At 72.2% G+C, this 13,959-nt stretch carries 11 protein-coding genes; 7 read left to right on the top strand and 4 right to left on the bottom strand.

Annotated features, from left to right (window positions below; all coding sequences use genetic code 11):
* Nucleotides 1-47: 47 nt before the first annotated feature.
* Genes FHS44_RS31165 through FHS44_RS31150 form a run of 4 tightly spaced genes read right to left on the bottom strand, consistent with a single transcriptional unit; the run spans nucleotide 48 to nucleotide 2,960 of the window.
* Nucleotides 48-497, bottom strand: coding sequence for a RidA family protein (locus FHS44_RS31165; RefSeq protein WP_221461516.1), 450 nt, complete (start codon nucleotides 495-497; stop codon nucleotides 48-50).
* Nucleotides 494-1,246: an SDR family NAD(P)-dependent oxidoreductase gene (locus tag FHS44_RS31160; protein WP_184721218.1), complete on the bottom strand. Its 753-nt coding sequence runs from the start codon at nucleotides 1,244-1,246 to the stop codon at nucleotides 494-496. Before FHS44_RS31160 ends, FHS44_RS31165 begins: the two co-directional genes overlap by 4 nt.
* Nucleotides 1,243-2,007, bottom strand: coding sequence for an SDR family NAD(P)-dependent oxidoreductase (locus FHS44_RS31155; RefSeq protein ID WP_184721217.1), 765 nt, complete (start codon nucleotides 2,005-2,007; stop codon nucleotides 1,243-1,245). Before FHS44_RS31155 ends, FHS44_RS31160 begins: the two co-directional genes overlap by 4 nt.
* Complete coding sequence (locus tag FHS44_RS31150; RefSeq protein WP_184721216.1) at nucleotides 2,007-2,960, bottom strand: succinylglutamate desuccinylase/aspartoacylase family protein; 954 nt, start codon at nucleotides 2,958-2,960, stop codon at nucleotides 2,007-2,009. The genes FHS44_RS31155 and FHS44_RS31150 overlap by 1 nt, the downstream gene beginning before the upstream one ends.
* Before the next feature lie 413 nt (nucleotides 2,961-3,373).
* On the opposite strand from FHS44_RS31150, the gene FHS44_RS31145 reads away from it, so the two are divergent.
* The 7 genes from FHS44_RS31145 to FHS44_RS31115 all read left to right on the top strand — a co-directional run bounded on the left by FHS44_RS31145 (nucleotide 3,374) and on the right by FHS44_RS31115 (nucleotide 13,947).
* Nucleotides 3,374-5,083, top strand: coding sequence for an ABC transporter family substrate-binding protein (locus FHS44_RS31145; protein WP_221461515.1), 1,710 nt, complete (start codon nucleotides 3,374-3,376; stop codon nucleotides 5,081-5,083).
* A gap of 57 nt (nucleotides 5,084-5,140) precedes the next feature.
* Nucleotides 5,141-6,118, top strand: a complete 978-nt coding sequence (locus FHS44_RS31140) for an ABC transporter permease (protein WP_184721214.1) — start codon at nucleotides 5,141-5,143, stop codon at nucleotides 6,116-6,118.
* Nucleotide 6,119: 1 nt separating this feature from the next.
* On the top strand, nucleotides 6,120-7,034 hold the full coding sequence (locus FHS44_RS31135) for an ABC transporter permease (protein ID WP_184721626.1): 915 nt from the start codon (nucleotides 6,120-6,122) through the stop codon (nucleotides 7,032-7,034).
* Nucleotides 7,031-9,082 carry a dipeptide ABC transporter ATP-binding protein gene (locus FHS44_RS31130; RefSeq protein ID WP_184721213.1) on the top strand — a complete coding sequence of 684 codons (2,052 nt, stop codon included), beginning with the start codon at nucleotides 7,031-7,033 and terminating at the stop codon, nucleotides 9,080-9,082. Before FHS44_RS31135 ends, FHS44_RS31130 begins: the two co-directional genes overlap by 4 nt.
* A gap of 84 nt (nucleotides 9,083-9,166) precedes the next feature.
* Complete coding sequence (locus FHS44_RS31125) at nucleotides 9,167-10,411, top strand: pyridoxal phosphate-dependent aminotransferase (RefSeq protein ID WP_184721212.1); 1,245 nt, start codon at nucleotides 9,167-9,169, stop codon at nucleotides 10,409-10,411.
* Between the two features lie 51 nt (nucleotides 10,412-10,462).
* On the top strand, nucleotides 10,463-12,157 hold the full coding sequence (locus FHS44_RS31120) for an ABC transporter ATP-binding protein (protein ID WP_184721210.1): 1,695 nt from the start codon (nucleotides 10,463-10,465) through the stop codon (nucleotides 12,155-12,157).
* A 26-nt stretch (nucleotides 12,158-12,183) separates the two neighbouring features.
* Nucleotides 12,184-13,947 (top strand): ABC transporter ATP-binding protein, encoded by a 1,764-nt coding sequence (locus tag FHS44_RS31115; RefSeq protein WP_184721195.1) that lies wholly within the window; start codon nucleotides 12,184-12,186, stop codon nucleotides 13,945-13,947.
* Nucleotides 13,948-13,959 lie beyond the last annotated feature (12 nt).

The following is a 13,959-nucleotide window of genomic DNA, read 5'->3' as shown; positions in this document are numbered from 1 at the left end:
TTCCCGCCGCGATCCACGGGACGCGACCCGCAGGACACGCCGTGGCCCTACGGCTCGTGCTCGTCCGGCAGCTTACAGCGATGGCCTCCGGGTGGTCGAGAGCCGTCGGCGGGCAAAACGGGCAGAACGGGCAGGTGGAGGACCGCGTCCACCTCGACCTTCACCTCGCGCAGCCCGGCGACCACCGTGGTGCGGGCCGGGCGGTGCTCGCCGAAGTACTCGGCGTAGGCCGTGTTGAACTCACCGAAGTACTCCTGCCGCGTCAGGTAGGCGGTGACCTTGACCACGTCCCCGAGGCCGCCGCCGGCCGCCTCGGCGATGGCGGCCAGGTTGCCCAGGGTCAGCCGGGTCTCGGCGGCCACGTCGGCGGGGGTGTAGCCGCCGTCGGGGGTGCGCGGCACCTGGCCGGAGACGTAGACGAAGTCGCCCGCCCGTACGGCCTGGGCGTAGTGCCCGGCCGGGGAGGGCGCCCGGTCCGTGCCGATCGGCGCGCTCACCGGCCCGCCCGCTGTCTGGCCACCCGGATCGCCTCGGACACCTGGTAGGCGTTGAAGCGGTGGCCGGTGGCGAAGTCGGCGTCGATGCCCGCGAGGAAGGCGAAGGCCGGGGCGAGCGTCGAGGGCGGGACGATGCCGATCCGCATCTCGTCGGTGTAGTGCGAGTCGGACATCGGGGTGTCGATGGGCCGTCCGGTGGAGATGGTGTTGACGGCCACGTTGTACGGCCTGCCCTCCAGGGCGAGGACCTTCATCAGTCCTTCCTGGCCGTGTTTGCCGGGGGTGTAGGCGGTCTCCTTGACGAATCCGCCGAGGGCCGAGCCCGAGGAGACGTAGACGATGCTGCCGCTGCGGGCCTCGGTCATGCCCGGCCAGACGGCCTTGGACAGCACGAAGGCGGCCTGCAGGATGATGTCGGTCTCCCTGCGCCAGTTCTCGAAGGTGACGTCGAGCATCGAGACCTCGCGCAGCAGGGCCGCGTTGTGGATCAGGGCGCGCGGGGTGCCGTAGTGGTCGAGGGCCTCCTCGGCGGCGCGCCGGGTGGCGTCGGCGTCGGCCAGGTCCACCACGATGGGCAGCACCTCGGCGCCACCCTCGCGCAGCTCCCGGGTCGCGCGCTCCAGCTTCTCGGCCTGGACGTCCATCAGGGCGAGGCGCATCCCGGCCGCCGCCAGCTCCGTGGCCACGGTCCTGCCGAGCCCCTCGGCAGCCCCGGTGAGGAAGGCCACCTGGCCGTTGACGTCGATCATCTCTGCTCCCTGGTCGTGGTACCCGCCGTACGGATCGCCGTGGAGATCTGGTGGGCGTCGAAGCGGTGGCCGGTGGCGAAGTCGGCGTCGATGCCCGCGAGGAAGGCGAAGGCGGGCGCCAGCGAGGCGGGCGGCACCATGACCGCGCGCATCGCGTCGCTGTAGGTGTAGGCGAGCGGGCCGTCGATCGGCGCGCCCGTCGTGATGGTGTTGACGGCCACGTTGTGGTCCTTGCCTTCGAGGGCGAGGACCTTCATCAGCCCCTCCTGGCCGTGTTTGCCCGCCACGTAGGCTGCCTCGTTCGCGAAGCCGCGCAGGGCGGAGCCGGAGGAGACGTAGGCGATACTGCCGTCGCGGGCCTCGACCATGGCGGGCCAGACGGCCTTCGACAGGGCGAAGGCCCCGTGCAGGATGCCGTCGCACTCGGCGGCGAAGGCCTCCTCGGTCAGGTCGAGCAGCGGCGTCTCGCGGAAGACCGCCGCGTTGTAGGCGAGGAACCTCGGCGCGCCGAACCGGGCGATCGCCCGCCGTCCCGCCTCACCCGTGGCGGCCGTGTCGGCGAAGTCGGTGACCTCGGTGTGCACCGTGGCCCCGTCCGCCCCGTCCTCGCGCACCCGACGTGCCCAGGCGTCGAGGGCGTCCCCGTCGTCGTCGATCACGGTGACCGTCATGCCCTCGGCGAGCAGGGCCTCGGCGATGGGATAGCCGAGCGCCTCGGCGTTGCCCGCGACGACGGCGTGTCTTCCCGTCAATTCGATCATCACGCCTCCCCCTCCGGCAGGCTCGCGACCATCGCCACGACCTGGCCCGCCCCCTCGATCCGGGCCAGGGTGGGGCGCAGCAGCGCCAGGACGGTCCGCGCGAAGGGCGCCCGGTAGGTCTCGACGACCTCGCTGGTGACCGGGTCGAGCAGCCTGCCGATGACCGTTCCCTCGGGGACGACCGTGCCCAGGGCGGCCTCCCGCAGGGCGGGGTGGTAGATGCCGGGGGCGCCGGTGCTCAGCGGTGTCTTGTCGTGGCCGACGACCCCCGGGACGGGGGTGGTGCCGGTCTCGGTCAGCACGCCCGCCTTGCCGAGCGCGTACCGCAGGCCCGCGGTGACGGCGGCGGTGCGGGTGTCCTCGTGCTCTCCCCTGCCGCCCATCTCGATCCACACGCCCTTGGCCCCGCCCTGGCGGGCGTAGCCGGTGAGGCTGGTCGGCCGGTCGGGGCCGTCGAGAATCAGCGGCGTCCCGGCCCATTCGGCCAGGTCGTGGCTGCCGGGGAAGCGGTAGGCGAAGCAGTTGATGTTCCAGCTCCCGCCGCCGTGCACGTCGAGGACCACGTCGGCCCCGTCCACGGCATGTTCGGCCAGTACGGCGGCCAGCCGCTGGGTGTGGCTGCCGCCCGGGTCCCCGGGGAAGGCGTTGTTGAGGTCGAGCAGGTCCAGGTGGGTCTGCCTGGCGTCGGCCTCGGTGGCCAGCGGGTGGGCGACGGGGACGACCCTGAGCGTGCCCCGCAGGTCGGCCAGCGGCGTCTCGGCGAGCAGCCGGTTGACGGCGAGGGTCCCCCACGGGCCCTCGTCGCCGTGGACGCTCGCGACCAGGAGGCCGACCGGCCCCCCGTCACCGACCCGGCCGACACGGACGGGTACGGTGCCGTGCGCGATCGACGAGGGGATGCGGTGCTCCTCCCAGGTGATCGCGTCCTTGAGCGTCTGACCGCTCGGTTCCATGGGCGGTTCTCCTCACTGTGGACGACACACCCCGCCCCCTTCGGGAGACGCGTACCGGCGTGTCGGGGGGCGGACAGATCGGCCACGGGAAGACGTCCCGTCGCTGGCCGCCGAGTCTGCCAAAAGGCCCTGAGAGCACACAAGAAACGTTTTCGAAAGCGATCAGTTAACGTCCGCTAAAAGAGCGGGACCGGTCACGGAAATGTCACAGCCCATTAGCAGAGCTAAAAGAGACGGTGCAGATTCCCGCGCTTGCCCGTTTCCCGGGGGTTCCCGTTCACTTGGTTGACCGCGGCGGGGCAGGCAGCGGTTCCGCGGCAGATCACGCCGGGAACCGCGACTCGCGCGTCTCCTCGCCGCGGCGGACCTGTGGGAGCAGAGAAATGAACCGTCGAAATCGTTACGGTCCTTTGGTGGCCGCCGCCCTCGCGGCCCTCCTCGTGAGCGCCTGTTCCGCGGGAGCGGGCAACGGAGAGAACCAGGCAGAGGCAGGGGGCTCGGGCGCGACCCTCGTCAAGGGGGACGCCAACACCGTCAACTCGGGAACCGCGGGCAAGGGTGGCTCGATCACCTACGTCCTGGAACGCAACATCCTCAACTGGAACCCGCTCGGCGCCGACATCGGCGTGGCGACCCAGCTCGTCGCCGATGTCTACGACCCCTCGACCTTCTTCTCGGCGCCCGACCTGAAGACCGTCGAGATGAACAAGGACCTCCTCCTCAGCGCGGAGCAGACCAGCACGTCCCCCCAGGTGCTCGTCTACAAGATCTCCCCCAAGGCGGTCTGGTCCGACGGCACGCCGATCTCGGCGGCCGACTTCGAGTACGTCTGGCGGGCCTCGGACCCGCGGGTCTGCCCGAAGTGCGAGGTCGCCTCGACCATGGGGTACGACAGCGTCAAGTCGCTTGTCGCCTCCGACGGCGGCAAGACGGTCACCGTGACGCTGAGCAAGCCGTTCGGCGACTGGCAGTCGATGTTCAGTCCGCTGCTGCCCGCGCACGTGGCCAAGAAGCTCGGTGACGACGGCACCCCCGACGGGCTCGCCGCCTCCTTCAACGAGGGCTTCCGCTACAAGACCTCCTTCCCCGACTGGTCCGGCGGGCCGTTCATGTTCAAGTCCTGGCAGAGCAACCAGGCCGCGACGCTGGTCCCCAATCCCAAGTGGTACGGCAAGCCGGTCACCCTCGACAGCCTGATCTTCCGGGTGATCACTGACACCACGCAGGAGGTCCCGGCGCTGCGGAACAACGAGGTGCAGATCATCAACCCGCAGCCGCAGGTCGACCTGCTCAGGAACGTGCAGGCCCTGAAGGGGGTGAACTACCAGCTCGTCCGTGGCCTGCGTAAGCAGATGCTGCTGCCGAACCTCAACAACCCGGTCATGCAGGACCCGGTGCTGCGCAAGGCGCTGTTCACCGCGATGGACGTCAAGCAGGCCATCTCCAAGACGGTCGGCCAGTTCGACCCCGAGGCGGTTCCGCTGCGCAACCGGATCTACGTGCCCCAGCAGACCCCCGCCTACCAGGACAACCTGGGCGACCAGGGCTCCGGTGACGTGGCCAAGGCGACCGCGCTGCTGACCGGCGCCGGGTACAAGATCGACGCGGGCAGGCTCATCGATCCCAAGGGGACGCCGGTTCCGCCGATCACGATGCGCTACCTGGCCAACGACCAGATCCTGCAGACGATCAGCGAGCTGTTCGCGGCCTCCGCCAAGGCCATCGGCGTCACGGTCAACGTCCAGAGCACCGACTCGGTCGGGGAGACCGTCACCCACCAGCCGGGCAAGGACTTCGACATCTTCGCGATGACGTGGGTCGGCCAGACGTTCCTGGCCTCGCAGTACTCCCAGGCGTTCATGACGAAGGCCGGGCTCAACTTCGGCGGCTACAGCAGCGCCAAGGTTGACGACCTGCTGAAGAAGGCGCTGAGCGCCACCGACCCCGCCGAGTCCGCCGAACTCCTCAACGGGGTCGACAGGCAGCTCAGCGAGGACGGCTACATCCTGCCGATGTACCAGCAGCCCGACCTGCTCGCCTACAAGTCGAACCTGGTCAACGTCCGGGCGAACGGCACCTACTTCGGCCCGCCGTACAACGGCGGCGAGTGGGGCATCCGCTAGTCCCTGTCGAGATCGCCGGTGCGGGTCACCCACCGGCCTACGCGAGGAGCGTGTCCATTGTTCGCCTACATCGTGAGGCGGCTCCTGCACACCGTCCCCGTGGTGATCGTCGGATCGTTCGCCACGTTCCTGATGGTGAGCGCCGCGGGCGACCCGCTCGGCGATCTCAAGGCCAAGCAGCCCCCGGTCTCCCCGGCCGTCCTGGCGGCGGAGACCCACCGGCTGCGCCTGGACGAGCCGCTGCACCTGCGCTACTGGCACTGGCTCTCCGGCATCGTGCGCGGTGACTGGGGGCCGTCGGTCAGCCGGATCGACATCGGCCACGAGATCGGGCAGCGGGTGCTGGTCAGCGTCCGCCTGGTGGCGTTCGCGATGATCGTCGCGGTGCTCCTGGCCCTGGTGGTCGGCCTGGTCAGCGCGGTCAGGCGCTACTCCGTCATCGACTACGGCTTCACCTTCCTCGGTTTCCTGATGCTGTCCATGCCGGCCTTCTGGCTGGCGATCCTGCTCAAGCAGCAGGCGATCGACGTCAACGACGCCGTCGGCGTCAGCCTGTTCTACACGGTCGGCGACAGCTCCATCCCCGCCCCGACCGGGTTCGCGGACACGGTCAGGGACGTGCTCGGCCACCTGGTGCTGCCGACGATCGTGCTGGCCATGACCGCGTTCGCGCCGTGGAGCCGCTACGTCCGTTCCTCGATCATCGAGGTGCTGCAGAGCGACTACGTGCGGCTCGCCCGCGCCAAGGGGCTCGGCCGCCGCACCGTTCTGGTACGGCACGCGCTGCGCACCGCGCTGATCCCGCTGACCACGGTGGTCGGGCTGGACCTGGCGGTGCTGTTCTCCGGCGCCGTCGTCACCGAGACCGTCTTCCAGTGGCGCGGGATGGGCTCCTTCCTGCTCACCGCGGTCCGCGAACGCGACGTCTACGCGGTGATGGGCTGGCTGCTGGTCGTCTCGCTGATCGTCATCCTGTTCAACCTCATCGCGGACCTGCTCTACGCGGTGCTCGACCCGAGGATTCGCCTTGCCTGAGATGGACATCCTGGCTCCGGTCCCCACCGGGGCTCCCGGGGAGGTCAAGCAGGAGGCGCCGGGCGCGCCGTACCGGCTCATGGTCCGCCGTTTCCTGCGGCACCGGCTCGCCACGGTCAGCCTGGTGGTCTTCACCTGCCTGGTGCTGCTCGCCTTCGTCGGCGGGTCGCTGTGGCACTACAGCTACGACGTCTTCACCCCGGACAACTCGGTGCCGCCGTCACTTGAGCATCCCTTCGGCACCGACGCGACGGGCTACGACCTGTTCGCCCAGGTGCTTCGGGGCACCCAGCGTTCGATCGAGATCGCGTTGCTCGTCGCGGGTGTCTCCGGCGCCTTCGGCAGCGTGTGGGGCGCGGTCGCCGGTCTGTACGGCGGGCGGATCGACACGGTGATGATGCGGATCGTGGACCTCGTGCTGATCTTCCCGGCCATCGCCGTGGCCGCCGTGCTCGCGGGCAACGTCGCGCACGGCGAGCAGAGCTGGGCGCTGGTCGGCCTGGTGCTGGCCGCGCTGACCTGGCCGTACGTGGCGCGGCTCGTGCGGGGCCTGGTGCTGTCGCTGCGGGAGCGCGAGTACGTCGCGGCGGCGCGCAGCTTCGGCGCGAGCATCCCGCACATCATCTTCCGGCACATCCTGCCCAACGCGATGGGCACGATCATCGTCACGGTCACCGTGAACGTGGCGGTCGCCATCCTGGCCGAGACGGCGCTGTCGTTCATCGGCTTCGGCGTGCAGCCGCCGGACACCTCGCTCGGACTGCTGGTCAGCCAGAACCAGACGGCCATCACCACCAGGCCCTGGCTGTTCTACTTCCCAGGGCTGTTCATCGTGCTGATCGCGCTGAGCGTCAACTTCATCGGCGACGGGCTGCGGGACGCCCTCGACACCACCCAGTCAGGCAGGCGCGCATGAGCGAGGAGGAGATCCTGCGGGTCGAGGACCTGAGTGTCCGCTTCCCCGGGGAGAACGGTCCGGTGCAGGCCGTACGCGGGGTCTCGTGGGGGCTGCGCGAGGGCGAGGTGCTGGGCATCGTCGGCGAGTCGGGCTCCGGCAAGTCGACCGGCGCGCTGGCCACGATCGGCCTGCTGCCGCCGGGGGCCGAGGTGAGCGGCTCGGTGCGCTTCCGCGGCCGGGAGCTGACCGGCCTGCCGGAGCGGGAGCTGAGCCGGGTGCGGGGCGCCTCGGTCGCGATCGTCTTCCAGGACCCGCTGTCGTCGCTCAACCCGGTCTACTCGGTCGGCTACCAGGTGGCCGAGGCCGTACGGGCGCACGATCCGGAGATCAGTAAGGCCGACGCGTTCGCCCGCGCGGTCGAGCTGCTCGACCTGGTGGGCATCCCCGACGCCGCCGCGCGGGCCGGGGACTACCCGCACGAGTTCTCCGGCGGCATGCGCCAGCGCGTCGTCATCGCGATCACGATGGCCAACAACCCCGACGTGATCATCGCCGACGAGCCGACGACCGCGCTCGACGTCACCATCCAGGCGCAGGTGCTCGCGGCGCTGCGCACCGCCAGGGAGAAGACCGGCGCGGCTGCGGTGCTGATCACCCACGACCTGGGGGTGGTCGCCGGGCAGGCCGACCGGGTGATGGTGATGTACGCCGGCAAGGTCGTCGAACTGGGCACGGTCGAGGACGTCTTCTACCGGCCGAGCATGCCGTACACCGTCGGCCTGCTCGGCAGCCTGCCCCGGCTCGACGCCGACGCCGGGGCACGGTTGACCCCGATCGCCGGGACCCCGCCCGCGCTCGACCGCCCACCGGCCGGGTGCGCGTTCGCGGCTCGCTGCCCGCTGGCCCGTGACGTGTGCCGGGAGCGTGAGCCGGAGCTGGCGCAGGTCGGCGAGGAGGGGCACGTCGCGGCCTGTCACTTCTCCGCCGAGGTGCGCGAACGCAGCGCCGAGGAGGTGTTCGTCCCCGTCTCCTCGGTACGGCTCGCCGGACACGAGGCGCAGGACGTCCCCCCAGGGACGCCGCTGGTGACCGCCGAGGGCCTGGTCAAGGACTACCCGGTCAGGGGCGGTGGCCTCCTGCGCGGGCCGGTGGCCGTACGGCACGCGGTCGCCGAGGTGTCGCTTGAACTGGCCGCGGGCAGGACGCTCGGCCTGGTCGGCGAGTCGGGCTCGGGCAAGTCCACGATCGGCAAGCTGCTGATGGCCCTTGAGGAGCCGACGGCGGGCACCGTGCTGCTGGGCGGCGCGCCCGCCGTGACCGGTGGGCGGCGCGGGCGGCGTGGCCGGGCCAGGGAGCTGCAGATGGTCTTCCAGGACCCGATGGGTTCGCTGAACCCGAGGATGAACGCGCTCGACCTCATCGCCGAACCGCTGCGGGTCAACGGCGTCGGACGGCGGGAGCGGCGCGAACGCTCCCTCGAACTGCTGGCCTCGGTGGGGCTCGGCGGTTACGCGGGCCGCTACCCGCACGAGTTCTCCGGCGGTCAGCGGCAGCGGATCGGCATCGCGCGCTCGCTGGCGCTGCGCCCGAGGGCGCTGATCCTGGACGAACCGGTCTCCTCGCTCGACGTCTCGGTCCAGGCGGACGTGATCAACCTGCTGCGGGACCTGCAGGACGCGCTCGGCCTGTCCTACCTGTTCATCGCGCACGACCTGTCGGTGGTGCGGCACATCTCCGACCGGGTGGCGGTGATGTATCTCGGCAGGATCGTGGAGACCGGGGAGCGTGACGACGTCTTCGACCGCCCGGCCCACCCCTACACCAGGGCGCTGATCTCGGCGGTCCCCGTGCCCGACCCGCGTGCGGAGCGCGCCCGCGAGCACACCGTGCTGCGCGGTGAGATCCCCGGCGCGTCCGGTCCCACGACCGGCTGCCGGTTCCGTGGCCGCTGTCCCGTCTTCCTCGACCGGCTCGGCGAGGCGGAGCGGGCGGTGTGCCGGGAGCGGGTCCCGGCGCTGACCGAACGCGGCCAGGGCCACCCCGTGGCCTGCCACCACCCGAGCTGACCAACCGGCCTCACCCGGCACCGTGACCGACCACGGCCACGGCCCCGACGCGACGCGTCGGGCGACCTCAACGGAGCGAAACTCATGCGACCACAGCGGGAATCACGGCGGCTGCGCGCGACCCACCTGCCCGAACGGGCACGCTACATCGGCACGTCCGTGCGCGAGGCCGACCTCAGCCTGCGGCTCGACGGCGCCGGGCACGGGCTGCTCGACACCACCCACTTCGACACCGTGCGCTTCCCTCCCCCGGACTGGGCGCTGGAGACGTTCACCCGGGCGGCCGGGGACGGCGAGCTGGCCTACACCGCCTACCGGGGCGACGACGCGGTACGGCGGGCCTGCGCGGGTCCGGTCTCCGAGCTGCTCGGCGTGGAGGTCGATCCCGGCCGCAACCTCGTGCTGACCGCGGGAACCCAGAACGGCCTGTTCACCACGCTCAGCGCGCTGGTCGACGACGGCGACACGGTCGCGCTCGCCGACCCCGAGTATCTGTTCGTCGAACGGATGCTGCGCTTCCTCGGCGCCAACGTGGTGCGGGTCGGCATGATCGACGGCCCCGACGGGCCGCAGCTCGACCTGGACGCGCTGGAGGAGGTGGCCAGGGACGGCGTCAAGCTGCTGCTGACGTCCAACCCCAACAACCCGACCGGTTCTGTCTACACCGAGGCGACGGTCCGTGGTCTGGCGGGCCTGGCCGTACGGCATGACTTCCTGGTGGTCGTGGACGAGCTGTACTGCAGGCTGGTCTACCCGGGCGTCCCGTTCTTCCATCTCGCGGCCCAGCCGGGCATGGCGGAGCGGACGGTGACGATGCTGGGCGGGTCCAAGACGGAGTCGCTCAGCGGCTTCCGGATCGGGGTCGTGGTCGCTCCCGCGGAGATCGTGGACGCGATCGAGCAGGTGATGGCGATGACCTGCCTGCGCGCCCCCGCCTACGCCCAGCACCTGCTCACCCGCTGGCTGGTCGACGACCAGGAGTTCGTACGGCGCCGCGTCGAGGAGCTGCGTGCCATCCGCGACCTGACCGTCGACCGGCTGCGTCAGGTGGACGGCCTGGTCGTACGGCCCGGCAACGGGACGGCCTACCTGTGGCCCGACGTCTCGGCGCTCGGCCTCAGCGACGTCGCGGTCGCCGGTCTCCTGCAGCGGGAGGCGGGGGTCGTGGTGAGCCCCGGCTACCAGTTCGGCCCGTCGGGGGTCGGGCGGTTCCGGGTGTGCTACGCCAGGGACGAGGCGCAGTGGGAGTCCGCCCTCGACCGGATGGTGAAGGCGCTGAATGACAGCCTGACCGACATGGCTGACTCAAACCGGACATTGCCTGACTGATAGGTAGCCTTCCCTAATCATGACGTCCGAGGCCGGTTCGGGAGGGCGCGGGTGAGGCGGTCGAGGTCGCCAGGACAGGTGGTCCTGCGCCGTGCGCTCGGTGGGCAGCGGCGGCTGGTCCTGGCCGGGTCCCTGCTGCGCGCCGGGCACCAGGTCGGGGAGGCCACGGTGCCCGTGCTGATCGGCCTGGCCGTCGACCAGGGCGTCGCCGCGGGTGATCTCGGCGTGCTGCTGCGCTGGCTCGCGGTCCTGGCCGTCGTCTATCTCGTACTGTCCTTCAGCTACCGGTTCGGCGCCCGCGCCTCGGATCGCGCCGCCGAGGAGGCGGCGCACGCCCTGCGCGCCGAGGTCGTCGACCGGGTTCTGCATCCCGGCGGGGGCGCCGAGACCGGGCGGCTCCCCGGTGCCCTCGCCGGGATCGCCACCGAGGACGCCAGACGGGTCGGCATGCTGGCCATCGCGATCCCCGGCGCCGTCGCCACGTTCACCGGGCTGCTGTCCGGGGCCGCCGTACTGCTGTGGATCTCGGTCCCGCTCGGCCTGGTCGTGCTGGCCGGTGCCCCGGCGCTGCTGTGGCTCGGCCATCTGCTGAGCAGGCCGCTCGAACGGCGCAGCGCGACCGAGCAGGAGCGGGCCGCACGCGCCTCCGGCGTCGCCGCCGACCTGGTCGCCGGGCTGCGGGTGCTCAAGGGCATCGGCGCCGAACGGGCCGCCGTGGACAGGTACCGCACGACCAGCCGTGACTCCCTGGCCGCGACGATGCGCGCCGCCAGGGCCGAGGCGCTGCAGAACGGCGTGGTCCTGGCGCTGACCGGCTTCCTCATCGCGGTCGTCGGCCTGTTCGGCGGACGGCTGGCCGCCGACGGGCAGGTCAGCCTGGGCGACCTGATCTCCGCGGTCGGCCTCGCGCTGTTCCTGATCGGGCCGTTGCAGGCGCTGGCCCGCGTCAACACCTCCTTCGCCCAGGCCAGGGCGTCGGCCACCAGGATCGCCGAGGTGCTGGCCGCGCCGCACACCGTCGCCCCCGGTGCCGTACGGCTGACGCCGGAGCCCCTGGGCGGGCTCCGCCTTCGCGGGGTCGAGCACGCCGGGCTGCGCGGGATCGACCTGGAGGTCGCGCCGGGCGAACTGCTCGGCGTCGCCGCGACCGACCCCGCCGACGCGCTCGCGCTGCTGCGCTGCCTGGACCGGCGCGCCGACCCCGACGCCGGGAGCGTCGAACTCGACGGGGTCTGCCTGCGCGACCTCGACCCCGGTGACCTGCGCTCGGCAGTCCTGGTCGCCGCGCACGACGCCGACCTGTTCGAGGGCACGCTGCGCGGCAACGTCGGCGCCGCCACCGAACAGGACGCCGACCTGCGCCCGGCCATGGAGGCCGCGGGGGCCGACGAGGTCGCCGGTGCCCTGCCGTACGGGGAGGAGACCGCGGTCGCCGAGCGCGGCCGGTCACTGTCCGGCGGGCAGCGCCAGCGGGTCGCCCTGGCCAGGGCGCTGGCCGCCGACCGGCCCGTGCTGGTGGTCCACGACCCGACGACCGCGGTGGACACGGTCACCGAGGCCAGGATCGCCGTCGGGATCCGGGAACTGCGCAGGGGCCGTACCACGATCATGGTCACCACCAGCCCGGCGCTGCTCACGGTCGCCGACCGGGTGGTGCTGCTGGACGGCGGCCGGATCGTGGAGACCGGGCCGCACGCGGACCTGGCCCGCGGCAACGCGGTCTACCGCGCGGCGGTCCTGACGTGACACACCAGGAGACACCTTTCAGGGAGATGGCGTTGTCCGAAGAGGCGCTGCCGACGGCTTCGCCCGCGCGGACCCGGGCCCTCGTGTGGGAGCTGCTGCGACCGCGCCGTGGACTGGCCCTGGCCGCGTTCGCCGTGATGGTCGGCGCGACCGCGTTCGGGCTGCTCCCCCAACCGCTCCTCGGGCACATCGTGGACCTGGTCGCCGAGGGCCGTCCCGCCTCCGAGCTGACCACCCCCGCCGTGCTGCTGGTGCTCGTCGCGGTCCTGCAGGGAGGCGCGACCGCGCTGGGGCTGACGCTGATCTCTCGGCTCGGCGAGACCATGCTGGCCGCGCTGCGGGAGCGGTTCGTGGAGCGGGCGCTGCTGCTGCCGCAGGAGCGGGTCGAGCGGGCGGGCTCCGGCGACCTGACGGCCAGGGTCACCGGTGACGTGTCCCGGGTCGCCGAGTCGGTGCGCAACGCCATGCCCGAGCTCGCCCGGTCCCTGCTGGCCATCGTGCTGACGCTCGGCGCCCTGGCGCTGCTCGACTGGCGTTTCCTGGTCGCCGCGCTGCTCGCGGTGCCGGTCCAGGCGCACACCGCCCGCTGGTACGTGCGCAACGCGGTGCCGTTGTACGCCCGCCAGCGGGTCGCGGCGGCGGGGATCCAGCAGCGGCTGCTCGACACGATCGGCGGCGCGGAGACCGTACGGGCCTTCCGGATGGAGGACGAGCACACCGGACGGGTGGCGAAGGCCTCGCGGGCGGCGATCGAGCTGACGATGCGCGGGGTCAGGCTCGTGGTCGGCTTCTACAGCCGCCTGCACATCGCCGAGTACATCGGGCTGGCCGCGGTGCTGTTCGCCGGGTTCCTCCTGGTGCGGGACGGCACGGCCTCCATCGGCACCGCGACCGCCGCCGCGCTGTACTTCCACAGCCTGTTCGGCCCGATCAACAACGCGCTCGTGCTACTCGACGACGCGCAGTCGGCCCTGGCCGGGCTGGCGCGCCTGGCCGGGGTCGCCACGCTGCCCCCCGAGCCGGAGCCCGGGCCCGAGGCCGGGCAGGAGGCGGCGTCGGGGCAGGGCCGGGAGGTGACCGTGGCGGGCGCCGGGCACGCCTACGAGGCGGGACGGCCCGTGCTGCGCGGCGTCGATCTCGTCCTGCGCCCCGGCGAGCAGGTCGCGCTGGTCGGCGCGAGCGGCGCGGGCAAGTCGACGCTGGCCAGGATCGTCGCGGGCGTCCAGCGCCCCTCCGCCGGGACCGTACGGCTGCCCGCCGCCCGGCCCGGCGCGGCGCGGGCGGTGGTGCTGGTCACGCAGGAGTCGCACGTGTTCGCCGGACCGCTGGCCGAGGACCTGCGGCTGGCCAGGCCGGGGGCCGACGAGGAGGAGCTGCGTTCGGCGCTCGACCTGGTCGGCGCGCTGGAGTGGGCGGACGCGCTGCCCGAGGGGCTGGACACGGTCGTCGGCGAGGCGGGACACCGGCTCACCGCCGCGCAGGTGCAGCAGCTCGCGCTGGCCAGGCTGGTGCTCGCCGACCCCGAGGTCGCGGTGCTCGACGAGGCGACGGCCGAGGCGGGCAGCGCGGGTGCCCGGGCGCTCGAAAGGGCCGCGGCCCGTGCCGCGCGGGGCCGTACCGCACTGGTGGTCGCGCACCGGCTGACGCAGGCCGCGACGGCGGACCGGATCGTCGTCATGGAGGACGGCCAGGTCATGGAGAGCGGCACGCACGAGGAGCTGCTGGCCCTCGGCGGGCGCTACGCCGCCCTGTGGGAGGCCTGGTCGGACACCCGCGCCACGGCGGGATGATCTCCCTGTCAC

It is taken from the genome of Streptosporangium saharense (assembly GCF_014203715.1).
Lineage (GTDB): Bacteria > Actinomycetota > Actinomycetes > Streptosporangiales > Streptosporangiaceae > Streptosporangium > Streptosporangium saharense.
This window is presented reverse-complemented; position numbering and strand designations above follow the sequence as displayed.

Bases quoted from the DNA above. Each gene is read 5' to 3' on its own strand.
- FHS44_RS31160 (WP_184721218.1), bottom strand. From the start codon at position 1,246: ATGATCGACGTCAACGGCCAGGTGGCCTTCCTCACCGGGGCTGCCGAG.
- FHS44_RS31150 (WP_184721216.1), bottom strand. From the start codon at position 2,960: ATGGAACCGAGCGGTCAGACGCTCAAGGACGCGATCACCTGGGAGGAG.
- FHS44_RS31130 (WP_184721213.1), top strand. From the start codon at position 7,031: ATGAGCGAGGAGGAGATCCTGCGGGTCGAGGACCTGAGTGTCCGCTTC.
- FHS44_RS31155 (WP_184721217.1), bottom strand. From the start codon at position 2,007: ATGATCGAATTGACGGGAAGACACGCCGTCGTCGCGGGCAACGCCGAG.
- FHS44_RS31115 (WP_184721195.1), top strand. From the start codon at position 12,184: ATGGCGTTGTCCGAAGAGGCGCTGCCGACGGCTTCGCCCGCGCGGACC.
- FHS44_RS31125 (WP_184721212.1), top strand. From the start codon at position 9,167: ATGCGACCACAGCGGGAATCACGGCGGCTGCGCGCGACCCACCTGCCC.
- FHS44_RS31135 (WP_184721626.1), top strand. From the start codon at position 6,120: ATGGACATCCTGGCTCCGGTCCCCACCGGGGCTCCCGGGGAGGTCAAG.